The sequence below is a fragment of the uncultured Ruegeria sp. genome, from assembly GCF_947489545.1.
In the GTDB taxonomy this organism is placed as follows: domain Bacteria; phylum Pseudomonadota; class Alphaproteobacteria; order Rhodobacterales; family Rhodobacteraceae; genus Ruegeria.
Map to the genome: position 1 here is coordinate 129,097 of NZ_CANLDZ010000012.1, position 23,821 is coordinate 152,917.

Here is a 23,821-nt window from a genome sequence, read left to right on the forward strand (position 1 = left end):
CGGTGGTCGGTCTTGGGCCCGGCGCCGCGCAGAGCGCGGCGCCGGGCCCAACCAGAGGAGATGTCTCGCAAGAGACATTGACGATGGGCGGGAGAGTTTGCCAGCGATCAGTCGCCCAATTTGGCGTGAACCTCGTCCAGATCAATCTCACCAATCGGCATCTTGTTGGACGGGTCATGAAAATCGTATTTGAACAGCTCGAAATCCTGCTTGTAGATTTCATAGACCAGATGCATCGACAGGTCGTCGAAATAGTCCTCGACAGGATGGGCGCGTTTGGGTCCGTGCCCCTCGGATTCGTTGAACCGAGGAATATCTGACAGAGCTATCGCGTGCTGCGTGTCCGTTTTGTCCAGTACACCCTGCATGCCGTCATTGAATTTCTCGGTCCAGAAGATCCTGTCATATTGCCCGCCATTCACGATGAAGGTTGAGACGTGGCCCGACATGGCAGACCAGTGAATGTCCGGATCCATGGGCCTACGCCACCGGATCGTGTCGCGCGCAAACAGCAAAAATCGGCGGAAGCTGGCAATTTGGTCAAACTCACCTTTTCCGTCATCGCCGCCGACTTGAATCCCATAGTTGTAGATCAGCGTCGGAACCAGATTGCCCCGGTATCTTTTACCGTTGCGCTGGATGCCACAGATCTTGTCGAAAAATGAACTAAGGATTCGTGTGTACGGGTTGCGCACACAGGTGAAAGAAAACGACGCGTGATTACGGACATTCGTGGAGATCAAGCCCTGGCTTTGATCAAACGCCCATTTGTGCATACCACCTTTGGCATCATGAATATCGCCGTCAAAAAAATGACCATGATCCGAAAAATACATGATCTGACCAATAGTCGAGCAAGCACACTTTGGCACGACACGGTATACCATGCTCTCGCTCTCGGTCATCCAGGTGCCGGGAAAACCCATCTGCTGCGCCTCCTATACTGGCCGGGTCTAAATTGGACGTGCCAGCATTTGAGACCAAAGAACCAAAAATATTCTGTTTATTCAATCGTTCATCCTCAGTATCACGGTTGGAAACGGGCAGAAACGGAAATTGCGTAAACCTCATGGCAAAGATTGCCTATATTTTGCTTTGTCACAAAGACCCTGATGCGATCATCGCACAGGCCGAGCAGCTGACTGCCGTCGGGGATTGCATGGCGATTCACTTCGATGCCCGCGCCAATGCGGCGGACTATGATCGCATCCGCGCCGCACTGAAGGACAATCCAAACGTCACATTCGCCAGCAAACGCATCAAATGCGGCTGGGGAGAATGGTCGCTGGTTCAAGCCACGCTAAACGCCCTGCAGGCTGCTGTTGACGCTTTTCCCCGTGCCACGCATTTCTACATGCTTTCAGGCGATTGCATGGCGATCAAGACCGCTGAATACGCGCATCAATTCCTCGACGAGAACGACTTGGATTATATCGAAAGCCATGACTTCTTTGAGAGCAACTGGATCAAGACCGGTATGAAAGAAGACCGTCTGATCTATCGCCACTACTTTAACGAACGCACCCAAAGCGGGCTGTTCTACGCGTCTTTCGAAATGCAGAAACGGTTCGGCCTGACCCGGGACATCCCAAAAGACATCCAGATGATGATCGGCAGCCAATGGTGGTGCCTGCGCCGCAGAACCATCGAAATGATTCTGGATTTCCTGAACCAGCGCCGCGATGTGATCCGGTTCTTCTCGACCACCTGGATCCCGGACGAGACGTTTTTTCAAACTCTCGTTCGCCACCTGATCCCAAAGGGCGAGATCGAAAACCGCACACTTACCTTCTTGATGTTCTCAGACTACGGAATGCCCGTCACGTTCTACAACGACCACTACGACATGCTGTTGGGTCAGGATTATCTATTTGCCCGCAAAATCAGCCCCGAGGCGCATGAGCTGAAAGACCGGCTGGGCGCATTATACGCCAGCGAAGGCGTTGATTTTCCGATCTCGAACGAGGGCCGCAACCTGCATGCTTTCCTGACAGGGCGGGGGCGTGTCGGCCGCAGGTTTGGCCAGCGGTTCTGGGAAACGGAAAACACGCTGGGACCAGAGCGTGAGTTGTTCCTGGTTGTGTGCAAAAAGTGGCACGTGGCCAAACGGTTGGTGGATCAGATTGCATCAGAAACAGACATCCCGTGTGTCGAATATCTGTTCAACGAACAAGACACCCCGCTGCCAGATCTCGGGGGGATCGAAACGACATTGACGAAGCGGTCCAGACACCGGCGGTCTGTGGTTCGCATGTTATTCGAAGGGTTTGGAGCGGACCGGCTGGTTTTGTGCCTGGACCCTGCCAATCTGGACATCATCCGCGATTTTTGCCGTGACAAGGCCAAAACGCGTGTGCTGGAGATCGAATGCGAATACTCGGACGAGTATCTGATCGGCCATGCCCGACGCGTTGGGTTGGCAGGTGAGAACAGCCCGTCAGAAACCGTATCACGCCTGTTACCCACACTTCACAATGATCTGGCGTATGAATCTGAACAGATCCGCAATGCCGAGTTTGACGGCTACTTGTGCATTCGCGAGACATCGGACCGAACTGAGAACGAAGCAGTTATCGCTAAGTTCCTGGGGATTGGGGCCGAAAAAGCCCAGGCGGTGATGCGGCTGGACTATCTGTTTTCCGACTGATCACGAGGTATCCGGCGGCGCGGATCAGCACCGCCGGAAACATCTTCAGATATCGAATTTGACGCCCTGCGCCAGCGGCAATTCGGACGAATAGTTCACCGTGTTTGTCTGACGACGCATATAGGCCTTCCAAGCATCTGATCCGCTTTCACGCCCGCCGCCGGTTTCTTTCTCACCGCCAAACGCACCACCGATTTCGGCACCCGACGGGCCGATATTGACGTTGGCAATACCGCAATCCGATCCAGCGGCTGTCAGGAATTGTTCGGCCTCACGCATGTTCAACGTAAACACACAAGAGGACAGACCCTGCGGCACATCATTCTGAATTTCCAGCGCCTCATCAAAATCGTCATAGCCCATGACATATAGGATCGGGGCAAACGTTTCAGCCTTCACGGTCGCGGATTGGCCGGGCATTTCGACAATCGCCGGCTCCATGTAAACACCAGCTGGTACACCGTCCGTCACGCGATTGCCGCCGAACACCGACCCGCCTTCGGCTTCGGCGGACTTCAGCGCGGCCGTCATTGCAGCCCCCGACGCCTCATCCACCAGCGGCCCGACCAGAGTGTCTTCTGCCAGCGGATCGCCAATTGGCAGACCAGCATAGGCCTTTTTCAGACGCGCGACCAATTCGTCCTTGATCGAGTTGTGAGCAATCAGCCGGCGCAATGTGGTACAACGCTGTCCCGCGGTGCCGACGGCCGAGAACACGATGGCGCGCACCGCCATTTCCAGATCGGCAGACGGGCCGACGATCATCGCGTTGTTGCCGCCCAGTTCCAGAATGCATTTGCCAAACCGCTGCGCCACAATCGGGGCAACTGCGCGGCCCATACGGGTGGAACCAGTGGCGGAAATGACCGGTACGTCCTCGCTGGCCACCAATGCCTCGCCAAGCGCCGCACCGCCAATCAGCGTTTGCAATAGACCTTCCGGCGCATCACCGAACCGGGCCAATGCACGTTCGAAAATCTTCTGACAGGCCATCGCGGTCAGCGGCGTCTTCTCGGACGGCTTCCAGATCACTGGATCACCGCACACCAAAGCCAAAGCCGCGTTCCAGGACCAGACCGCAACCGGGAAGTTGAAGGCCGAGATTACGCCGACGGGACCCGCAGGATGCCATGTTTCCATCATCCGATGGCCTGGGCGTTCTGATGCGATCGTCAGACCATAAAGCTGGCGTGACAGGCCCACGGCAAAGTCACAGATATCAATCATCTCCTGCACTTCACCCAAACCTTCGGAAGTGATCTTACCCGCTTCCCAGCTGACCAGTGCACCCAGATCGTCCTTGGCCGCGCGCAGTTCTTCGCCCAGCAGTCGGATAAGTTCACCCCGGCGCGGGGCTGGAACCGTACGCCACGCTTTGAAGGCCGCCTTGGAGCGGGCAAATACCGCATCCATGTCGCTGGCCGGTGTTTCATGCACGTCGGCCAGCAGGCCACCGTCGATGGGCGAAGTCACCGGCAATGTGCCACCGGTCAGTTCTGCCGTGGTCAGATCAAGTTTTGCAAAGATGGTTTCTGCTGTCATTACAACGTCTTTCATGTCTCAAGCTGCCTTATTTTGTTGGGTCACATCGCCGGCGCGATACAGCCGGCCAAACTCGGTGTTCAGGAAATCGGAAAGCTTCACCTGCTCCTGTCGGATAAATCCAGTGGACGGCAATGCGCCGGTGCGCATCAGATCCACCACGCCCAGCACACCTGCTGCGGTGGTGACCTGAATCGCGCTCCAGACCTGTCCGTTGATGGTGCGTGCAAAGGATTTATTGATCAGCGATTTCTCTCGCAGCTCACCGTTGATCAGGCCCTTGGCGGTGCAATATACCAGAACCACATCCTGATCCGTGCGTGGCAGGGCGGACTCGAAAATCTCTTTCAAAAGGTCGCGACGATTTTCGAGACCAAGATCCTTGAGCAACAGCTTCAGGATATCACAATGCCCCGGATACCGGATCGAGCGATAGGATACAGCACGTGCCTTTCCGTCCAGCGTTTCGGGCAAGGTGCCCAGACCACCTGAGGTATTGAAGCACTCGTATTCTACGCCGTCATGGCCCAGAACTTCGTAATCCTCCAGTGGTGCGGTCTTGACCAGTTTGCCATTCACAATGGCATCGCAGGGATTGCAGTATTCATTGATCAACCCATCGGTTGACCAGGTCAGATTGTATTTCAACGCGTTGGTCGGGTAGAGAGGCAGCGCCCCCACCCGCATATGCAGGCTGTCGATTTCATCGAACTCCGCCGCAAGCGACGCACCTGAAATCCCTACAAAGCCCGGCGCCAACCCGCATTGCGGCATAAAGGCCGTTTCACTGTTATCGGCAAGCGCGCGGACAGCGTTTGTGGCAGCCACATCCTCGGTCAAATCAAAGTAATGCGCGCCTGCATCCTTGGCGGCCTTTGCGATTGTTGGGGTCAGAAAAAAAGGCGCGGCAGAAATCACCGCGTCAAATCCGGTCAGGCCTTGGGCCAGCCCGTCCGCGTCTTTGGCGTCGATCTGTTTCGTGGCGACGCCCAATTTGGCAATCTCGCCCAGCGCTTTCAGATCATGATCTGCGACAGTGACGCTGTAATTTGCTGAGCCTTTTAGCAACGTGGCAATCATCTGCCCGATTTTGCCAGCCCCAACGACGCATACACTCCAGGACATTGCGTGCCTCCTCTTGGTGTTTCCTAAGAGAATGAAGCAGCAGGCGTCCGTTTCAGAGGGTCAATCTTGACGAAATCAACTGTCAATCCGTCTAAATGACGGAAATATTGACGAATTGACTGCGCCCGTTATTCGAGCAGGCTCCAGATGGAATTGGTTCAGTCATCACGAAGTGCCCTGGGTGTATCGGAGCAGATGCACCCAAGGCTTTCTATTCTTCTCGATCTAACGCAGGGCTTGGCTTAAAGCCTTTTCCCGTCCTCGCCAAAGGACAGAACTTTGGCCTGATCAAAGCTGATACCAACTTCCGCGCCGGGCAACACGTCGTGCTGGCCAAAGGCACGAACTGTAAAGGGCTTGTCCGTGCCAATATTGATCATCGCATTTGTGTCCGCGCCCAGCTTTTCAACATGGATCACAGTCCCGTTTAGCTGCCCGGTCTGACCAAGCCGAGCGTATTCCGGGCGAATGCCAATAAACGTCCCTGTGTTGCCGCCAATCATATCAGCGGGCACAAAATTCATCGCGGGCGATCCAATGAATTCGGCGACAAACCGATTGGCTGGGTCGTTGTACAACTCCATCGGGCTGCCGATTTGTTCGACCCGGCCATCCCGCAGGACAACGATCTTGTCGGCAAGCGTCATCGCTTCGGTCTGATCGTGGGTCACGTAGATCATGCTGGCATCCAGCTGACGGTGAAGATTGGCAATCTCGACCCTTGTATTCAGGCGCAGCGCCGCGTCGAGGTTTGATAATGGCTCGTCAAACAGGAACAGTTTGGGGTTGCGCACAATTGCGCGCCCGATGGCAACCCGCTGACGCTGTCCGCCGGACAGCTCGGCCGGGCGCCGGTCCAGATAGGGTTCCAGCGACAGCATCCGGCTCGCCTCGGCGATCCGCCGCTCGATCTCATCTTTGGGATGGCCCGCCTGTTTCAGGCCCAACACCATGTTGCCCCGCACGGTCAGATGCGGATACAGCGCGTAGGATTGGAACACCATGGCGATCCCGCGCTTGGCGGGTGGCACGTCATTGACCTGCTGGCCGTCGATTTCAACTGTGCCCGAGGTGGCGTCTTCCAGCCCGGCAATCACCCTGAGAAGGGTTGATTTACCGCACCCCGAAGGGCCGACAAACACAACGAATTCGTTTTCCTCGACAGTCAGATCGATGTTCTTCAGAACGTCCACCTTTCCAAAGGACTTGCACACATTGCTCAGCGTCAGGGCGGTCACGTCATGTCTCCTTCAGGTCGACCGGCTGGCCGGTTCGTATACTTTCGTCGGCGGCAAGGCAGATGCGCAGCGATTGGACTGCGTCGCTCATATGGCGGGTCAGATCGATGTCCTGAGCAATCGCCTGCAGCATGTAGGCTTGCTCGGCATCGCACAGCTGTTGATGACCCGGTTCGCCATCCATTTCGATCAGGGTGTCTCCGTCAGGTCGATGGATCAGAATGCCACCAACTTTGGTGTGGCCGTCCACATCATCTGAGTCACCCTTGTTGCCTTCGGTGATCGACACGGCACCGTTGCGTGAGACGATGTCTTTCACGAAGAACGCCGTTTCAGACATCATCGGGCCCCATCCGGCCTCGTACCAACCCACCGAACCATCTTCGAAGACAACCTGAAACTGGCCGTAATTATACATATCCGGCGCTATTTCATCAGACAGGCGCAGGCCCATTCCGTTTACACGTATGGGCAGCGCTTCTGTGATTTGGCACATCACATCGACATAGTGGACGCCACAGTCGACGATGGGGGACGTGGTCTGCATCAGCGCCTTGTGAGTTTCCCATGTCGGGCCAGTCGACTGCTGATTCAGGTTCAGGCGAAAGACATATGGCCCGCCCAGATCGCGCGCCTCGGAAATCAACCGCATCCAGGACGGGTGGTGGCGCAGAATGTACCCAACGACCAGCTTACGATTGGTCTCAACTGCTTTAGCAACAACACGACGAGCATCCTCAACCGTCGTTGCCAGCGGCTTTTCGACAAACACATGCGCGCCAGCCTCCATCGCCGCGCAGGCATAGTCAGCGTGGCTGTCCGAATAGGTCGCAATCACCGCGAGATCGGGTTTGGTCTCAGCCAGTGCAGTGTGGAAATCAGTGTAGACCGGATAGCCTTGCAGATCAGTATGAGTTACCTCACCTGATCGATTCACCAACCCAGCAATTTCTGCGTCGGAATGGTGATGATGGGCCAGCGCGTGGCTAAGACCCATATTGCCCAAACCTGCGATCAAAACGCGGATCATTTGACCGCCCCTGACGTGATGCCGCGGATCAGTTGCCGCGAGAAGATCACGTACAGAACCATGACCGGCAGGATTGCCATGCTTAGCGCAGACAGAACAGCGTTCCAGTCCGTGACGAACTGTCCGATGAAGACCTGACTGCCCAGTGTGAGCGTCTTGGTTTCTTCTGCCGGGGCCAGGATCAGCGGGAACCACAAGTCGTTCCAGATCGGGATCATGTTGAACACAGCGACGGTTGCCATGGCTGGACGGACCAGCGGCAGGACCAGCCGGAAGAAGATGGTATATTCGCTCAGCCCATCAATGCGGCCTGCGTTTTTCAGATCGTCGCTGACCTGGCGCATGAACTCGGACAGGATGAATACGGCCAGCGGCAGACCTTGCGCGGTATAAACAAGGATCAGCGCCATCAGCGAGTTCACAAGCCCCGTTGCCACCATCATGTCAAGGATCGCCACCGTGCCGATACGGATCGGGATCATGATGCCCAGCGCCAGATAGAGGCCCATCAAAGTATTGCCCTTGAACCGATACTCGCTAAGCGCAAAGGCCGCCATCGCGCCGAACAAAAGGATGAAGAACAACGACGCCACCGTGACGATCATTGAGTTTTGGAAGTACAGGAAGAAATCCCCCTGTTTCATCACCGTCTGGTAGCCAATCATCGAAAACGTGTCGGCATCAGGCAAAGCCAGCGGCTCGCGAAAGATCGCCTTACGGGATTTGAAGCTGTTGATCACGATCACAAAGACCGGGAAAAGCGCGATCAATGTGTACAGGATCAGCGCGCCGTGCATCGCGGCAATGTTGAACGGGTTTCTGCGGGCTTTGTTCATGATCATTCCCTCAGAATTGATAGCGGCGGATACGGGTCTGGATCAGGAACAAATACATGCAGACCCCTGCCAGGATGATGAAGAACATGCCCGTCGCGATGGCCGACCCCATATGAGGATCCCCCAGTTGCAGCTGGAACCCGAAGAAGGTGCGATACATGAAGGTGCCCAAAATATCGGTCGAGAAATCCGGCCCCGCCAGCGCGCCTTGTGCGGCATAGATCAAGTCAAACGCGTTGAAATTGCCAACAAATGTCAGGATCGAAATGATGCCGATCGATGGCAGGATCAGCGGCAATTTGATCTTCCAGAACGCGGCTAATCCGGTGATGCCTTCGACCTCGGCCGCCTCCAGAATTTCTTCTGGGATCGACAGAAGGGCGGCATAGATCAGCATCATCGGGATGCCGACGAATTGCCAGACCGAGACCAGCGCCAGCGTGGTCAGAGCGTATTCTTCCTTGCCCAACCACGGTGCATACAGGGATTTCAACCCGATCGCGGACAGCATGTCTGGCGCGATCCCCCAGATTGGCGACAGGATCAGTTTCCAGGCAAAGCCAACGATCACAAATGACAGGATTGTCGGGATAAAGATGGCGGACCGGTAGAAGGCTGCAAATCGCAAACGTGGGTGCGAAAGCATTGCAGCCAAAACGATCCCAATGGGGTTTTGAACCAGCATGTGGATGAAGAAGAACCAGAAATTGTTCCCCAAGGCATTCCAGAACGCGTCAGACCAAAGCGGATCCCCAAACAGAGTGCGAAAGTTGTCCAGCCCGACAAACACACGGGACTGATCGATCTCGGTATACAGCGCCAGACGCAATGTATTGAAAAGCGGAAAGACCATGACGGCCGAGTAGACGAGCACTGCGGGCGCAAGAAAAACCACGATGTGCCATTTGATGCGGCTGCTGCCCATAACGTGCCTCTACGGTTCGGAGTGGTTCCGGCCTTCAGGCCGGAACCGGTTTCAAGTGAGTGGTGGATTATTGATGGGGCGCGTACCAGGTGGCCAAGCCATCCTGCAGCCGCTTGCCTGCATCCTCTGGGCTTTCTTCACCTTTGATCACCTGAACCGAGGCGTTCCAGGTTTCGTTTTCAAGGTTCGGCGTTCCGCGCGACAGGATTTGATAGGTCGAACGGATGGTCGACCCACACTCTCCGCGCCAGCTGACGAATTCCTGAGCCAGCGGGTCCTCCATGGCAACATCGAAGTTCGAAAGCGAGAAGAAGCCTGGCAGCGCGTTTGCATAGATCGTTGCAAACTCTTCTGATCCAACCCAATCAAGGAAGGTCCGGGCAGCCTCGGCGTTGGGGGAGGCGGCATTCATGCCAATGGCAATATCCGTGTGGTCCGAGATATAGCAATCGTCGCCTGCGTTCGGAACCGGCGGTTTGAAGGCGCCCATTTCAAAATCAGCCAGATTGTTGAAACCGCTGATTTCCCAACTGCCCGCCGGATAAACGGCCGCGCGACCCAGTGTGAACAGGTTCTGACTGTCGGGATAAGTCTGTGCCTCATACCCGTCGCCCAGATACTCACCCCATTTGGCCAACTGGCGATACGGCGCCACCCAGGCCTCATCCGTCAGCTTCTGCGAGCCGTCGATCAAAGCCAGACGGCCCTCTTCGCCTTTCCAGTAGTTCGGGCCGACGTTGTTATAGCCCATCGTCGCCGCTTCCCACTGGTCATTGGTACCCATGGCCATCGGAATATAGTTACCGTCTTCCTTGATCTTGCCCAACACTTCAAAGAATTCCGCCTCGGTTGTCGGAACAGACAGCCCCAATTCGGCAAAGGCGTCTTTGTTGTAGATGAAGCCATGGATCACAGACGCCATAGGAACACAGAACGTGGCGGAGCCATCATCTGACTGCCAGGCGGATTTTGCGACGTCCGAGAAATTGGCCATACCGCCCAGATCGGACAGGTCAGCCAGATGGCCAGCATCATAAAGACCCAAAGATGTATCGAATGGGCGGCAAGTGATCAGATCACCGGCCGAGCCTGCATCCAGCTTGGCATTCAGTGCCGCATTGTATTCTGCCGGGGCAGATGGTGAGAATTTGATCTTGATATCCGGGTTCTGCGCTTCAAACGCCGGAATGATCTTCTCCTGCCAAAGCGCCAGGTCATCATTGCGCCAGCTTTCGATGGTCAGCACCGTTTCGGCCTGTGCCGCACCGGCCAAGGCCGATGACGCCAGCAAAATTGCAGTTAGCGATGTTTTTTTCATGGTCTTCTCTCCCTAGTGTTTTTTGTCATTCACAATTGCTCAAGCGCGGGACGCAAATGCCCGCCGGATTGGGCCAACATCTGATCCGCTTGCGTTACAGTGGTTGCGCCGGCCGCCAACAAGATGGCCGGCTTCAAGTTCCCTGCGGCCTTATGTAATGCCAGGCTCGCCTCGGCATCTGAAACGCCGGCGATCTTCTTGATTATCCCCTCTGCGCGTTGGCGCAGTTTGCGATTATCCGCGACAACATTCACCATCATGCCGTCGTGAACATGACCCAGCCGAATGCCCATCAGCGTCGACATCATGTTCAACGCCACCTTTTGTGCGGTGGCCGCCCCCATCCGAGTGGAGCCTGCGATCAATTCTGGCGGCGTGTTCAGGAAAATCGCGCAATCCGCGTGCTCGAATAAGGGAGCATCATTGTTGTTAGCTATGCAGATAGTCTTGGCGCCAGCACTGCGGGCGTGACGCACAAAATCAAGCGGAAAAGGTGTGGAACCGCTGGCGGATATGGCAATAACCGCATCACCCGACCGTACCCCCGCCGACGTCACCTTGGCTGCATCGACATCATCTTCTGTATGACCCGGCATTTCGGCCCCAGTCGGAATTCCGCCAGCCATGGAAATTGAGATGGACTCGGGTGACAGGCCGTAAGTGCCGGGCAATTCCGCACCATCGGCAAGACCCATCAACCCTGAAGATCCAGCAGCAGCATAGTGTATGCGTCCACCGTTCTTGATCGCGCTCGAAAGAAGTGCCGCGCCCTGCGACAGCCCCGCCAGACACCCGTCCAAACCGTTCAATGCAGCCTTTTGCGCATCAAGCAAGCAGGCGAGTACGTCGGCATCGGAACGCAAATCCAATCCCTTAGTTCCCTCACCCAGCATTTCAGTTTGCGGCAGCATATGATTCCCCCTTGGTATGCCATATAATACCTATACAATACCTTTTGTCTACACCGGCATTCGAATTTTCCCTATTTCCGCAGATTTTTTGAGATTTTCCGGATAATTTTCTGCAAAGGTCTTTTTTTCAACCGAAAGGTATTGTAAAGGTATCTATATGACTGAGTCCTTCCCATATCTTATTGCAGTTGATGGTGGCGGCACGCGCTGCCGATTTGCCATGACCGCACCCGCGGGCCTGCTACGGGTGACTCTGGGCAGCGCCAATGTGTTCTCGAATCGCGATTCAGCGATCCACACATTGAACGCAGGTTTGAGCGAGCTGATGGAACAGGCAGCTCTGCCTCAGTCAGCTTTGGCCAACATTCCTGTCTATGCGGGCCTTGCCGGCGTCACGGACGCACAGGCGGCATCGGAAGTTGCAAACCAGCTGCCTTCGCGGGTTGTCGAAGTCGAGGATGATCGCAGATCGGCAGTCGTTGGCGCACTGAGATCAAAGAACGGTTGTCTGATGGGTGTCGGGACCGGATCGTTTCTGGCCCGCCAGATAGACGGTCAGATCAGCTTCATTGGCGGCTATGGCCCTGTGATTGGGGATGAAGCGTCAGGCCACTGGCTTGGCAAACAGCTTTTGCGATCTGTACTGCTCGCCATGGATGGCATTCGACCCCACAGCCCGTTGACGCAAGACATCAGCGCTCGATTCAACGACGACCCCGCGAAAATTGTTGCGTTCTCAGGTACTGCACGCCAGGCAGAAGTTGCGGATTTTGCACCCGATATCGTTTCCGCTGCCAAGTCAGGAGATCCGGCGGGGCAGGAGCTTATGCAGAAAGGCGCTGACTATCTGGCTGGGGGCTTACGCGCGCTTGGCTATTCCGGCGGAGATCCAATCTGCGCCACTGGCGGCGTTGCGGCTTGCTATCAGTATTACTTGCCAGCCGAAATGGCTGCAGCGCTGACCGAGCCGGAGGGAACAGCCATTGACGGAGCCCTGCAACTGGCGCGCCGGTTGGCAAAACGCGCAAAGGTGGGTGCTGAATGACCGCAGATACAATCGAAGACTTTCTGAAGTCCGATGACTGGATGCAGGACGCTGCCGGACCCCGATACGTACGTCTTCGCAAGCGGATTGAAGAGAGCATCGAAACGGGCCTTCTGGGCGAAAGTGCGCCGCTGCCCGCGGAGAGAGAGATCGCCACTCTGACAGGCTTGTCCCGGGTAACAGTTCGCCGGGCAATGCAGGATCTCGTCGACCGGGGCATCATTGTCCAACGCCAAGGATCCGGCAGTTTCGTTTCAGACGGAACGCCAAAGGTGGAACAATCTCTGTCTCGGCTGACATCCTTCACCGAAGACATGACCCGGCGGGGCCTGAATTCATCCAGCGAATGGCTGGAGCGTGGCGTTCACACCCCGTCACCGGAAGAGGTGATGGCACTTGCGCTGTCGTCGGGCGAAGCTGTCGCTCGGATATCCCGTCTGCGACGCGCCAACGACCGGCCAATGGCAATCGAACGCGCGTCGTTGCCGATTGATATCTTGCCAAAACCGCAACTTGTCGACTCGTCGCTTTACGAAGTTCTAGGGCGTGACGGAAATCGGCCCGTTCGGGCATTGCAAAGAATTTCTGCAATCAATCTTGAAAGCGAGGATTCTGCACTTCTGGGTGTCGAGCCGGGTGCAGCCGGGCTGCGCATCGTACGCACCTCATATCTGGCCAACCGCCGGGTTGTCGAATTCACGCGCTCTATCTACCGCGGCGATGCCTATGATTTTGTGGCAGAGCTGCGTTTGGCCAATAGCTAGGACAAAACATGCAACATCAGATCACCCGCATGCGCCGGGAAATCGACGAAATACCTGCGGCCGTTGACCGGTTGCTGACACATGGGCAGGCCGATATCGCGGCTGTCGCCGATGTCGCGCGAGACCTTGACCCGACCTTCATGGTGACAGTTGCGCGCGGCTCGTCCGATCATGTCTGCACTTATCTGAAATACGCATCCGAAATTGTCCTGGGCGTTCCAGTTGCCTCAGTAGGCCCTTCCATCGGGTCGGTCTATGATTCCGTCTTGAAGTTGCAAAACGGGCTCTGTCTGTCTGTATCTCAGTCAGGAAAAAGCCCAGATATTCTGGCGATGGCCAGCAACGCAGGGCGCGATGGTGCCATGACCGTTGCACTGACCAACGATGCTCAGTCTCCGTTGGCGAAGGCCAGCACATATCCAATCGATATTCAGGCGGGCCCCGAACTGAGCGTCGCGGCAACCAAGACCTTTGTGACCTCCGCGGTTGCCGGTCTCTGGCTGCTAGCCGAATGGAGCAAGGACGCGGCTTTGTTGTCTGCAATCCGGGCATTGCCACAGCAACTGGACGCCGCCACCAAAATCAGCTGGCCGGAAGTGCGGGCTGCAATTGGTGAAAACTCATCGCTGTTCACCTTGGGGCGAGGACAGGCTTTGGCGGTTTCGAATGAGGCTGCGTTGAAGTTCAAGGAAACCTGCCAGCTGCATGCCGAAAGCTATTCGTCAGCCGAGGTTTTGCATGGGCCGGTGTCGATCGTACAAGACGGCTTTCCGGTTCTGGGTTTTGCTGCCGCCGATGCCGCAGAAATGCCTCTGTCAGAGGTCGCCGACGCGATCAGCGCCAAAGGCGCGCAAGTGTTTGCGACGACAGACAAGGTAAAGCAGGCGGTCAGAGTGGATCATGTCCGCACAGATCATGCCCTGACGGATCCGCTAAGCCTGATTGTGTCGTTCTATTCCATGGTCGAAGCTTTTGCAGCTTCTCGGGGGATCGACCCAGACGCGCCGCGCCATCTTAAGAAGGTCACCGAAACGGTATGAGCAGCGCGCTTCAAGCCATCACCGGAGCCGAGGTTTTGACGCCAGACGGCATAGTGCTTGACCATGCGGTTTTGCAGCGCGACGGCCGAATTGAAGCCGTCGTGCCGGTTTCTGATCTTGGGCCTGACGTCCAGACAACAACGGTTGATGGCGGCTTGCTCGCACCCGGATTTGTCGACCTTCAGGTCAATGGCGGCGGTGGCTTGATGTTGAACAATGCCCCCGAGGTCGAGACGTTGCGTGTGATGGCAGCCGCCCACGCCCGAATTGGCGCAACTTCGATCCTGCCCACTTTGATCACCGACACGCCCGAGGTAACGCGGCGCGCAGTAGCGGCTGCAATTGCCGCAATAGCAGAAGGTATTCCCGGTATACTGGGCCTGCATCTGGAAGGGCCTCATCTGTCCGTATCACGCAAGGGCGCGCATGACGCCGCGCTGATACGTCCGATGGAGCAGTCAGATCTGGAAATGCTTTTGGAAACTGCGGCACTGCTGCCGGTTCTGAAAGTCACCGTTGCCCCTGAAGGTGTATCAAATGCCCAAATAATGGCGATGGCTGACGCTGGCATCCTGGTGTCGCTAGGCCACACTGATGCAAGCTATGACGCCTGTAAGGCAGCCGCGAACGCTGGCGCGCGCTGTGTCACGCATCTGTTCAATGCACAAAGCCAGATGGGAAACCGCGAACCCGGAACCGTAGGGGCCGCCCTCGCGTTGGGCGATTTATCCGCCGGTTTGATAGCGGACGCCATCCATGTGCATCCAGCCTCGATGAAAACCGCGCTTGGCGCAAAACAGGGGCCGGGCTGTGTGTTTCTGGTCAGCGACGCGATGGCAACCGCTGGATCAGATATCGAAAGTTTCACGCTGAATGGGCGGGAAATTCACCGCAGCGGTGATCGGTTGACGCTTGCAGACGGAACGTTGGCCGGTGCCCATCTTGAGCTGCTGGATGCGGCACAAAACATTTCGGAATTGTCCGGTGTGGCACTGCCCAAGGCGTTGGAGATGGCCAGCCGCCAGCCCGCCGACCTGATCGGTCAGAATCAGACTGGTCGGATTTGCCCAGATGCTGCGGCCGATATCTTGCACATTGGCAGCGCAGGACGGCTAGAGAGCGTTTGGCAGGGCGGTCGCAAGCTCAGTTAGCCCCAATTCTGAAGCGGCAGTCGAGGCACGCATTACTCAAACGTCTGGGACAAAATGAACGAGCTGCAAGCCTCGGTCAGATCCCTGAAACGCGCCCTTTCGCGTATATAGAGATAGACCTGACGTTTATCGGGCAGGTCCGCAAAAGGTCGGAAGGCCGTCGAATCCGGAATGACCTGCGCGACGGTCTGCGGCAACACGGTCGCCCATTGGCCGGTCCGCACCATCGTGATCAGTGAATGCGTGTTGTGTATGGCTATTTCCGAGCTTTCCAACACGTCCTTGAAATCAGGAGATTGGATAAAATCACATAATGCGTTTCGCACAAACCTAGTGGCCAACAGATCCGAGATTTTTGGTGGCTCGGCACGCGTTATCAGCGGGTGATCCGACGCAGCGACCAGACCAAAGCGATCTTCAAACAAGGGGACCGTTCTGACCCCATTCAGCGGGTGTTCGCCAGATGCTATTCCGATATCCGCCTTGTCCCCGGCGATGGCGTCCAGAACCTGCTGGGTGTCTGCATCGCGCAGCTCGATCTTCAGGCCGGGGAATCGCGTTGTCATGTGGTCAAGCAGGGCTGGAAACACTAAAGCCCCAACCGAGGGAACAGATACAACGCGGATCAGCCCGTGTTCCGCTTTGGCCGCAGCCTCGATGCTCTGCACCGTCTGATCAAATTCCCGCACCTGTTTAAGCGCCAGATCAAACACTTGCTTGCCCATCGGGGAAAGGGCGTTCTTTCTTTCGCCCTCAAACAGTTTTTTGCCCAGATGATCTTCCAACTGTTTCAAAGTCATAGAGACCGCAGATTGCGTGCGGCCTAGCCGGTCTGCAGCTTCGCCAAGGTTACCGGTCTGGGCGACCGTACAGAAGCAGCGCAGCATCTCGACCTTGATCGCCATATTTCAAACTTTCTTAACTTACTTAAAGTTATTTGAGTTTGACTGATGAGACCTACAAAATCCATCCTATCCCAAATTGAAATTGCGAATTTGGGGTCTGACGTGACAAAACTGAACCTTATTGCCGGCGAATGGCTGGCTGGCGAAAGCGAAATTGAAAACCGGAACCCTTCGGATCTGAGCGATCTGGTCGGCATGTTCGCGCAAGCCCGCGCAGATCAACTCGACGCGACACTGGATCAAGCACGCACCGCACAGGCCGAGTGGGAGGCGTATGGCCCCGAACGCAAGCAGGCCGTTTTGATGAATATCGGTAATGAGTTGATGTCGCGCGCCGAAGAGCTGGGCACCCTTCTGGCCCGCGAAGAAGGCAAACCCAAGGCCGAGGGCAAAGGCGAAGTTTATCGCGCCGGTCAGTTCTTCACCTATTACGCCGCCGAGTGCCTGCGTCAGATCGGTGAGAATGCCGACAGCGTGCGCCCCGGAGTTGAGATCGATGTGCGCCGCGAAGCCGTGGGTGTGGTGGCGATCATCAGCCCGTGGAACTTCCCGACCGCGACCGCGTCGTGGAAAATCGCGCCGGCACTTTGCTATGGCAACGCGGTGGTCTGGAAACCCGCCAACATCACCCCGGCCTCGGCTGTGGCTCTGACCGAGATCATCGAACGTCAGGACATCCCTAAAGGTCTGTTCAGCCTCGTCATGGGTTCGGGCCGGTCTATCGGCCAGCGTCTGGTCGAAAGCCCCAAGGTCAACGCGATCTCGTTCACCGGTTCGGTTCCGGTTGGCAAAGGCATTGCGTCCGCGGCCATCCAAAACCTGACCAAGGTTCAGATGGAAATGGGGTCGAAAAACGCGCTGGCCGTGATGGACGACGCCGATCTTGATCTGGCTGTGACGCTGGCGCTTGGCGGTGCCTTCGGCGGCACCGGTCAGAAATGCACGGCGTCTTCACGGCTGGTCGTGCACGCGGGCATCCATGACGCCTTTGTAGAAAAACTGGTTGCCGGTGCTCAGGCCATGAAAGTCGGCCACGCGTTGGAAGAGGGCACGCAGTTGGGTCCCGTTGTCAGCCAACAGCAGCTGAGCGAAAACCTCGCCTATGTTGATCTGGGCAAATCCGAGGGTGCAGAACTGGCGTGCGGCGGTCAGCGCCTGGATATGCCCCATGACGGCTTCTACATGTCGCCCGGCGTGTTCCTGAACACCACCAACGACATGCGCATCAACCGCGAAGAGATGTTTGCACCCCTGACCAGCGTCATCAACGTCGGCAGCTATGACGAGGCGCTGAGCGTCGTCAACGCCACCAATTTCGGGCTGACCTCGGGCATCGTGACCCAAAACCTGGCCCGTGCCACCCACTTCCGCCGCAATGCGCGGACCGGCGTGGTGACCGTCAATCTGCCCACCGCAGGCACCGATTATCATGTACCCTTCGGCGGACGCGGCGACAGCTCGTACGGTCCGCGCGAACAGGGTAAAGCAGCCGCTGAGTTCTACACCACAGTCAAAACCGCTTATATCAGTGCCGGAACCCCAGTCTGATGCGGATCGACGGGCTGCAATATGTGAACTGGTCGGAGAAGGTTTTCCGCCAACTGCGCGAAGGCGGCGTGGATGCCATCCACGTCACCATCTCGTATCACGAGAACTTTCGTGAAACGGTTCTGAACTTTGAAAAATGGAATCGCTGGTTCGAGCAGTATCCGGACCTGATCATGAAGGGTCAGTGGGCCAGTGATATTGATGTAGCCTGCGAAACCGGACGAACGGCCGTATTCTTCGGATTTCAGAATCCCTCGCCAATTGAAGACGACATTGGCCTGGTTGAAATCCTGCATACGCTGGGTGCGCGGTTCATGCAGCTGACCTATAACAACCAATCCCTGCTGGCGACCGGGTGTTACGAGGCCGAAGACACCGGCATCACCCGCATGGGCAAGCAGGTCATCAAAGAGATGAACCGTGTTGGTCTTGTCGTCGACATGAGCCATTCGGCGGACCGCTCGACCATCGAAGCCGCCGAACTGTCCGAACGCCCCATCGCCATCACCCACGCCAATCCATACGAATGGTCCCCCGCCCTGCGCAACAAGCGCGACGAGGTCATCCGTGCGGTGACGGAAAAAGGTGGGATGCTGGGCTTTTCGGTCTACCCTCATCACCTGAAGGACAAATCCGCCTGCACGTTGGAGAGCTTCTGTGAAATGATCGCCCGCACGGCAGATAAATTTGGCGCTAAGCATCTGGGGATTGGCACCGATCTGTGTCAGGACCAACCCGACAGCGTGGTCGAATGGATGCGGGTCGGGCGTTGGACCAAGGAAATCGACTACGGCGAAGGCTCGGCCAGCGCGCCTGGCTTCCCGCCCATGCCGAACTGGTTCAAGGACAACCGCGATTTCGGCAACATCGAATCCGGCCTGCGCAAGGTCGGCATGAATGAGGATGAAGTTGCCGGTATCATGGGCGGCAACTGGTACCGGTTCTTTGCAGAAAACTTTGGACCTATGAACGTATGACAGATTCGCGCTCTCATATCGCTCGCCGGGATCCGGCCACCGTGATGCGCCTGTCGCGGCTGGGATCGCTGCATCAGTGCAGGCTTAGCTTCATGCGGCAACTGACACGACGCATGGCGAATGAGGGGTGGACGTTTTCGCGACCAGTTTTCAACATCGATGATGCGGGCGTTGGCCACGCTGTCTACTCCGCGCACGGACCGGAACGCACCTATTCCTTGGTGGCGTTTGCCCATGACCTGCCACCCGAACAACGCTCGGATCGGGTGATCGCCGAAGCCTGGGATGCCACGTTCACCCTGTTTGACGGGCTCCCGACAAATGAAGATATCGACAGGCTGTCGCAAAACGTACCGTTGCAAGAGGCCGGACGCGTTAGCGAAAGCGAGCTGTCCCTATCCCGCGCAAACCGGTCCGTTCGATTGTGGGCGCATGTTGTGGACCGACTCGCAACAGGGCAGCAACCCGATCTGGAACAGATCTACAAGGTCGGCTACCTGATGCGGACAACTGCGGTATACGGATCCGGCAAGTTTGGTGCCGCAGATCGCGAAAAGACGGGAAACCGTCCAGAAACCAACGCACCCTTCCAGACCGAAATGCTATCGGTCTACCTGACCCGCACATTTGTGCGTGATCTGGTACAGCATATGGCGCAGGTCAAAGGCGGCGATGCCACAGCCAAGCTGGATCCGGGCATTGCCCGCTGGCTGGGGATTGGCAATTCAACCGGCCTGGGCATGGCGCCTTTCATCGTCAACCATCCGATCCTGTTCAACAACTGGATCATGGTGCGAGAAGAGGCCATCTCGCGTGTTCGTTCACTCGAAACCGCTTCGGCAGAGGAAGACAGAGCGTTCCGGGAGATCTTTGAACGCAGCAAATTGTCGATGTCGTGGTGGTGCTCGGAACATCCAGTTCAGATCAAAAAGCTTGCTGCATTGAACGCAGATCTGTCCTCCATTTCGACTTATCTGAGCCAGGAAAAATTGCAGCACGACTACCCTTGGGACCGTTTGGTTCGCTGGTCCGAAACAGCGTTGAGCCAAGAAGGACAGGAACTGGTCGCCTCGCTGATCCTGGAGCCTTACGGGGATCTGGTGGATGGGCTTTCGTCTTGTATGGCCGACAGCAACTCTGGCGCGCATGTGATCAACGGCGCGATGCCCGTCACCGAGGTTCGTTCGCTTTTTGACCAGAGTTTCGGATGGGCAATGGATCTGGACTGGACCGCACCCGAAAACTGCGCTCGGGCCTGGTACGTGTCCGAAGAAAAACTGGAACCCCGGCTGGGCGAACGGTTCAAAGAACCTATTGCCGAGTATGAACAACCCTTGGCCCCAGCGCGGGACGCAGTACGCGCTCAAAAGGCGCTTGCAGGATGGGACGGCAAAGCCCTGATTGCAGAATTCCTGCTGCGGCACCCCGAACATCGTCACGCGGTGCGCCGTGCACAGATGGCCACTGTGGCACCTTATGGTGAGATTCGCGACAACACGATCAGCGCTGACGTTCTGCCCATAGATATGCTGAGGGCAAAGCTGTCCTTCTTTGGTGCAACGCATTTTGATCCACGCTCGGACCGCTGGGTGCGGATTTGTATGTATTCCGGCGCGCCCTACCCAGAGGATCTGATCCGCGAAAACGCCGATCTGTGGGTGTATCCCGAGGTTCAGAAATGAGCTTTTCACTGAACGAGGTAGAAGCCACGGCAAAGCGCGCGGCCCGAGGTGCTGGATATGCTTGGGGTATCGCAGAAGAAGCTGGAAAAGCGACGCGGTGGCTGTGCGCCCAAGGGCTGGATGGGCCAGCCGAACTGGCCAAGCTTTTGGACATGGGCTTCGCCGGAGCATTGGACCAGCACATGCCACAAGACCTGACCGCAGATTGGGTGGGTGAAAAGGACCTGTGCCCCCTGACCTGCGGCGCGGCCCTGTCTGACTACGCCAAAAAGTGGCAGGCTGGCCCGCTGCATCTACGGCGTGTTGCTGTGCCGCTTTTGCTGCTTCCCTTTGTTGCCAGTGCAGTGAGGCGCCAGAACGCGGTCGCCACGATCACACTGGACGGCATCAATGCTGCGACAGATGGCACGCGGCTTTCCTGTCCTGATGCTAACGCGCACCGGGCCGACAGCGTGACTGTAAGCACTGGTGGCACGTTGGAAACGACAAGGCCAAGACGGACGCGCGCTACCCCTGATCCGGCCAGTTGGGATGTTCTCACCAACTTTGCCTTCCAGACCTACGCCCCTGCAACCGAGCAATCCCGGCTTTTGGGCGCAGGGGCCGGTCTGTCGGATAATGACTGAAGGATACTCTCATGACTGAATACAAAACGCTCTCACTGGCTGACATCGAAGAGCTGTCCTTCAATGCCCTTGTCGCTGCAGGAACCAGTGAAGAGAACGCGCGCCCGCTGGCTGTTGCAACGGCCGCAACCGAGGCTGACGGCATCGCCAGCCACGGCTTGGCCTACATCCCGATCTATTGCGAGCACGTTCAATGTGGCAAAGTTGACGGCCAAGCCAAACCGTCGCTTGAAACACCACGCCCCGGCGTTGTCAGGATCGATGCGGCCACCGGATTTGCCCATGCGGCGATCGATCTAGGGTTCGAAACTCTGATCCCGGCAGCGCGGACACAAGGTATCGCGGCTTTGACGATCAACAACAGCTACAATTGCGGGGTGTTGGGCTACCACACCTATCGTCTGGCTCAGGCCGGTTTGGTTGGGCTTGGATTTACCAACGCGCCAGCATCAATTGCCCCGTCCGGCGGATCGCGCCCAGTTGTTGGTACCAATCCGTTTTCCATCGCAGCCCCGGGCACCGATGGACAGCCCGCCCTGCTGATCGACCAAAGCGCCAGCACCATCGCCAAAAGCGAAGTGATGAAACATGCCCGTGAAGGCAAGGCGATCCCAATCGGTTGGGCACTTGACCCGGATGGCAACCCCACAACCGACCCTAGCGTTGGCTTGAAAGGCAGCATGGCGCCTTCGGGTGGTTACAAAGGTGTTGGCGTCGCCCTGTTGACCGAGGTGATGGCAGCGGCATTGACCGGAGCAACACTTGGGATGCACGCCTCGCCGTTTTCGGGAACGGCCGGAGGCCCCCCCAAGACAGGACAATTCTTCATCGCAATTGATCCCGCCACAACGTCAAACGGCCTGTTCTCAACAGCGATCTCGGATCTAGTTGACGCGATTCGGTTCCAGGACGGTGCGCATTTGCCAGGTGACGGACGCCGGGCGAACCGGTTGTCTGCCCGCAAAGACGGCGTTTCGGTCAACACCGCAACCCTTGCCAAAATCGAAGCGGTTCTGAAACCTGGTTCGGGGTCTTGACGCAAGAATCTGAGAGAGCGGCTTGTATCCGTTAAACCCAAGCACTATTGTCAGGTATTGAAAACGGCGGCTATGGCGCCATTGAAGTCTCGAGCAATCCCAGACCATGATTCAGGCACTCAGTTTCAGACAAGCGGATGCACCGTGTGCCCCCTCATCACCTCGGATGACGGGCCGATCTTTGCGGATCATAAATCACCTTCGGCTGGTTGCGCTGGAATGCCGATCTGCGTCGCGGGTCGATCTGGATCATGCCTGCGCCTTGCTGCTGGCAGATCCCGCGGATGCACAGATGCGTCATGCAGAAACACTGATGCGAGGGTTCCGTCAGGCGGTTTGCAAACGGCCGGTATTTTATCGCCCGGGCACTGCTGATCTGTCCTTTGATGAGGCCTGGCTAGGGCGCTTGTTCGAGGCGATCGAACAAGAGGACAAGGACAGTTTCCGATTCTTGATCCAGTCCCGGGTTCCACGCTGGACGCAGAGAAATCTAGCCTTCCTGATACGTTCGATTTCCGAGCAGTTTCATAAGTTTTAGAATTATTCTAAAAAGTTCTTGGAATATCTCTGTGATCCTCTAAATATGGGTCAGGACGCTGTTTTTTTGCCGAAGCAGCATGACAACCAGCAGAACCAAGGTGATTTTTATGACTCAGACAGCTATTGACCTGACCACAGATTCCCGTGCCGCAATCGCCGACGCATTGAACCAATCAGTGGCAGAAACCGCAGTGACCACCATGTTGGCGCAGAATTTTCACTGGAACGTAACAGGCATGGCCTTTGGGCCCCTGCATGAGCTGTTCCAGAATATCTACGAAGACCATTTCACCGCGCAAGATGATTTGGCCGAACGTATCAAAGCACTGGATGCGCACGCCGAAGGTACGTTGGCCGGAATGCTGAAACGGTCGAAAGTCACCGAGCACGACGGCACTGCATCAGACAAAGAGATGATCAAGGCCATGCTGGACGCGCAGGAAACGCTGGCATCGACACTGGCTGGCTGTGGCGAGCTTGCGGCCGGGCACGGCGACACATTAACCGAGGATTTGTGTATCAGCCGCGGTCAGACCCACGAGAAGTTCGCATGGTTCCTGCGCTCTCACCTGCGCTAAATTAGGCGGCCAGGGTAAATTTGACCTTGGCTTTCTTCTTCTTCAGTTTTTTCAGATAGGCCGGTCCCCAATGGGTGTACCGGCCCATTCTTTCCTGCTGACAGATCAACATCTGAACAAAAGCTTCCTGCTGATCAGAACGCTTGATCGACTTGAACAGCTTTTTTTGGCTTTTCGACATAGAGCATCCGATGCAATGGCCCTCGCGACGGAATTTGCAAACGTCGATACAGGGCGACGGGACTTTCTTACTCATGGATGAAACTCGCTGAAAAAACCGCCAGAGTAGCGGCTCGGCTGCTGACTTGGTCTGTCTAATGACCAAAATAGGTAGCTTTGTCGAGATAGCCAATCCA

23 protein-coding genes are annotated in these 23,821 nt (G+C 56.6%); 12 read left to right on the top strand and 11 right to left on the bottom strand.

Annotation, left to right across the window (positions count from 1 at the left end; all coding sequences use genetic code 11):
* Positions 1 to 107: 107 nt before the first annotated feature.
* Positions 108 to 926 carry a sulfotransferase family protein gene (locus Q1B13_RS16695; RefSeq protein WP_299082363.1) on the bottom strand — a complete coding sequence of 273 codons (819 nt, stop codon included), beginning with the start codon at positions 924 to 926 and terminating at the stop codon, positions 108 to 110.
* A 143-nt stretch (positions 927 to 1,069) separates the two neighbouring features.
* Between Q1B13_RS16695 and Q1B13_RS16700 the strand changes: the two genes are divergently transcribed.
* Positions 1,070 to 2,647, top strand: a complete 1,578-nt coding sequence (locus tag Q1B13_RS16700) for a DUF5928 domain-containing protein (protein WP_299082365.1) — start codon at positions 1,070 to 1,072, stop codon at positions 2,645 to 2,647.
* Between the two features lie 45 nt (positions 2,648 to 2,692).
* Here Q1B13_RS16700 and Q1B13_RS16705 read toward each other — a convergent pair whose 3' ends face one another.
* The 8 genes from Q1B13_RS16705 to Q1B13_RS16740 form a co-directional block, all read right to left on the bottom strand.
* Entirely contained in the window at positions 2,693 to 4,189 is a 1,497-nt protein-coding gene (locus tag Q1B13_RS16705) for an aldehyde dehydrogenase family protein (protein WP_299082414.1), read from the bottom strand.
* Between the two features lie 18 nt (positions 4,190 to 4,207).
* Entirely contained in the window at positions 4,208 to 5,314 is a 1,107-nt protein-coding gene (locus Q1B13_RS16710; RefSeq protein WP_299082366.1) for a saccharopine dehydrogenase NADP-binding domain-containing protein, read from the bottom strand.
* Positions 5,315 to 5,556: 242 nt separating this feature from the next.
* The gene (locus Q1B13_RS16715) at positions 5,557 to 6,552 is read right to left on the bottom strand and encodes an ABC transporter ATP-binding protein (RefSeq protein WP_299082367.1); all 996 of its coding nucleotides are present in this window, start codon (positions 6,550 to 6,552) and stop codon (positions 5,557 to 5,559) included.
* Position 6,553: 1 nt separating this feature from the next.
* Entirely contained in the window at positions 6,554 to 7,582 is a 1,029-nt protein-coding gene (locus Q1B13_RS16720; protein ID WP_299082369.1) for a Gfo/Idh/MocA family oxidoreductase, read from the bottom strand.
* Positions 7,579 to 8,418, bottom strand: coding sequence for a carbohydrate ABC transporter permease (locus tag Q1B13_RS16725; protein WP_120631798.1), 840 nt, complete (start codon positions 8,416 to 8,418; stop codon positions 7,579 to 7,581). Before Q1B13_RS16725 ends, Q1B13_RS16720 begins: the two co-directional genes overlap by 4 nt.
* Positions 8,419 to 8,428: 10 nt before the next feature.
* Positions 8,429 to 9,343, bottom strand: a complete 915-nt coding sequence (locus Q1B13_RS16730) for a carbohydrate ABC transporter permease (protein WP_299082370.1) — start codon at positions 9,341 to 9,343, stop codon at positions 8,429 to 8,431.
* A 67-nt stretch (positions 9,344 to 9,410) separates the two neighbouring features.
* Positions 9,411 to 10,661, bottom strand: a complete 1,251-nt coding sequence (locus Q1B13_RS16735) for an ABC transporter substrate-binding protein (protein WP_299082371.1) — start codon at positions 10,659 to 10,661, stop codon at positions 9,411 to 9,413.
* A 29-nt stretch (positions 10,662 to 10,690) separates the two neighbouring features.
* Positions 10,691 to 11,572: an N-acetylmuramic acid 6-phosphate etherase gene (locus Q1B13_RS16740; RefSeq protein WP_299082372.1), complete on the bottom strand. Its 882-nt coding sequence runs from the start codon at positions 11,570 to 11,572 to the stop codon at positions 10,691 to 10,693.
* A gap of 157 nt (positions 11,573 to 11,729) precedes the next feature.
* Between Q1B13_RS16740 and Q1B13_RS16745 the strand changes: the two genes are divergently transcribed.
* Genes Q1B13_RS16745 through nagA form a run of 4 tightly spaced genes read left to right on the top strand, consistent with a single transcriptional unit; the run spans position 11,730 to position 15,572 of the window.
* Positions 11,730 to 12,617, top strand: a complete 888-nt coding sequence (locus Q1B13_RS16745; protein WP_299082374.1) for a BadF/BadG/BcrA/BcrD ATPase family protein — start codon at positions 11,730 to 11,732, stop codon at positions 12,615 to 12,617.
* Entirely contained in the window at positions 12,614 to 13,381 is a 768-nt protein-coding gene (locus Q1B13_RS16750; RefSeq protein WP_298936506.1) for a GntR family transcriptional regulator, read from the top strand. Before Q1B13_RS16745 ends, Q1B13_RS16750 begins: the two co-directional genes overlap by 4 nt.
* A gap of 8 nt (positions 13,382 to 13,389) precedes the next feature.
* Positions 13,390 to 14,421, top strand: coding sequence for an SIS domain-containing protein (locus Q1B13_RS16755; protein WP_299082376.1), 1,032 nt, complete (start codon positions 13,390 to 13,392; stop codon positions 14,419 to 14,421).
* A complete protein-coding gene (gene nagA / locus Q1B13_RS16760; protein WP_299082378.1) occupies positions 14,418 to 15,572 on the top strand; it encodes an N-acetylglucosamine-6-phosphate deacetylase in 1,155 nt (384 codons plus the stop codon). The genes Q1B13_RS16755 and nagA overlap by 4 nt, the downstream gene beginning before the upstream one ends.
* 32 nt (positions 15,573 to 15,604) lie before the next feature.
* On the opposite strand, the gene Q1B13_RS16765 is transcribed toward nagA, so the two are convergent.
* Positions 15,605 to 16,477, bottom strand: a complete 873-nt coding sequence (locus Q1B13_RS16765; RefSeq protein WP_299082380.1) for a LysR family transcriptional regulator — start codon at positions 16,475 to 16,477, stop codon at positions 15,605 to 15,607.
* Between the two features lie 45 nt (positions 16,478 to 16,522).
* Between Q1B13_RS16765 and Q1B13_RS16770 the strand changes: the two genes are divergently transcribed.
* The 7 genes from Q1B13_RS16770 (at position 16,523) to Q1B13_RS16800 (ending at position 23,465) form a co-directional block, all read left to right on the top strand.
* Positions 16,523 to 18,025: an aldehyde dehydrogenase family protein gene (locus Q1B13_RS16770; RefSeq protein WP_299082382.1), complete on the top strand. Its 1,503-nt coding sequence runs from the start codon at positions 16,523 to 16,525 to the stop codon at positions 18,023 to 18,025.
* Entirely contained in the window at positions 18,025 to 19,002 is a 978-nt protein-coding gene (locus tag Q1B13_RS16775) for a membrane dipeptidase (RefSeq protein WP_299082384.1), read from the top strand. Before Q1B13_RS16770 ends, Q1B13_RS16775 begins: the two co-directional genes overlap by 1 nt.
* Complete coding sequence (locus tag Q1B13_RS16780) at positions 18,999 to 20,684, top strand: hypothetical protein (protein WP_299082385.1); 1,686 nt, start codon at positions 18,999 to 19,001, stop codon at positions 20,682 to 20,684. The genes Q1B13_RS16775 and Q1B13_RS16780 overlap by 4 nt, the downstream gene beginning before the upstream one ends.
* Positions 20,681 to 21,310: a DUF3726 domain-containing protein gene (locus Q1B13_RS16785; RefSeq protein WP_299082387.1), complete on the top strand. Its 630-nt coding sequence runs from the start codon at positions 20,681 to 20,683 to the stop codon at positions 21,308 to 21,310. The genes Q1B13_RS16780 and Q1B13_RS16785 overlap by 4 nt, the downstream gene beginning before the upstream one ends.
* Positions 21,311 to 21,321: 11 nt before the next feature.
* The gene (locus Q1B13_RS16790; protein ID WP_299082389.1) at positions 21,322 to 22,347 is read left to right on the top strand and encodes an Ldh family oxidoreductase; all 1,026 of its coding nucleotides are present in this window, start codon (positions 21,322 to 21,324) and stop codon (positions 22,345 to 22,347) included.
* A 166-nt stretch (positions 22,348 to 22,513) separates the two neighbouring features.
* The gene (locus Q1B13_RS16795) at positions 22,514 to 22,885 is read left to right on the top strand and encodes a hypothetical protein (RefSeq protein ID WP_299800040.1); all 372 of its coding nucleotides are present in this window, start codon (positions 22,514 to 22,516) and stop codon (positions 22,883 to 22,885) included.
* A gap of 109 nt (positions 22,886 to 22,994) precedes the next feature.
* Positions 22,995 to 23,465, top strand: coding sequence for a DNA starvation/stationary phase protection protein (locus Q1B13_RS16800; RefSeq protein WP_299082393.1), 471 nt, complete (start codon positions 22,995 to 22,997; stop codon positions 23,463 to 23,465).
* 1 nt (position 23,466) lies between these two features.
* On the opposite strand, the gene Q1B13_RS16805 is transcribed toward Q1B13_RS16800, so the two are convergent.
* Complete coding sequence (locus tag Q1B13_RS16805; RefSeq protein ID WP_299082395.1) at positions 23,467 to 23,721, bottom strand: DUF1289 domain-containing protein; 255 nt, start codon at positions 23,719 to 23,721, stop codon at positions 23,467 to 23,469.
* Positions 23,722 to 23,821 lie beyond the last annotated feature (100 nt).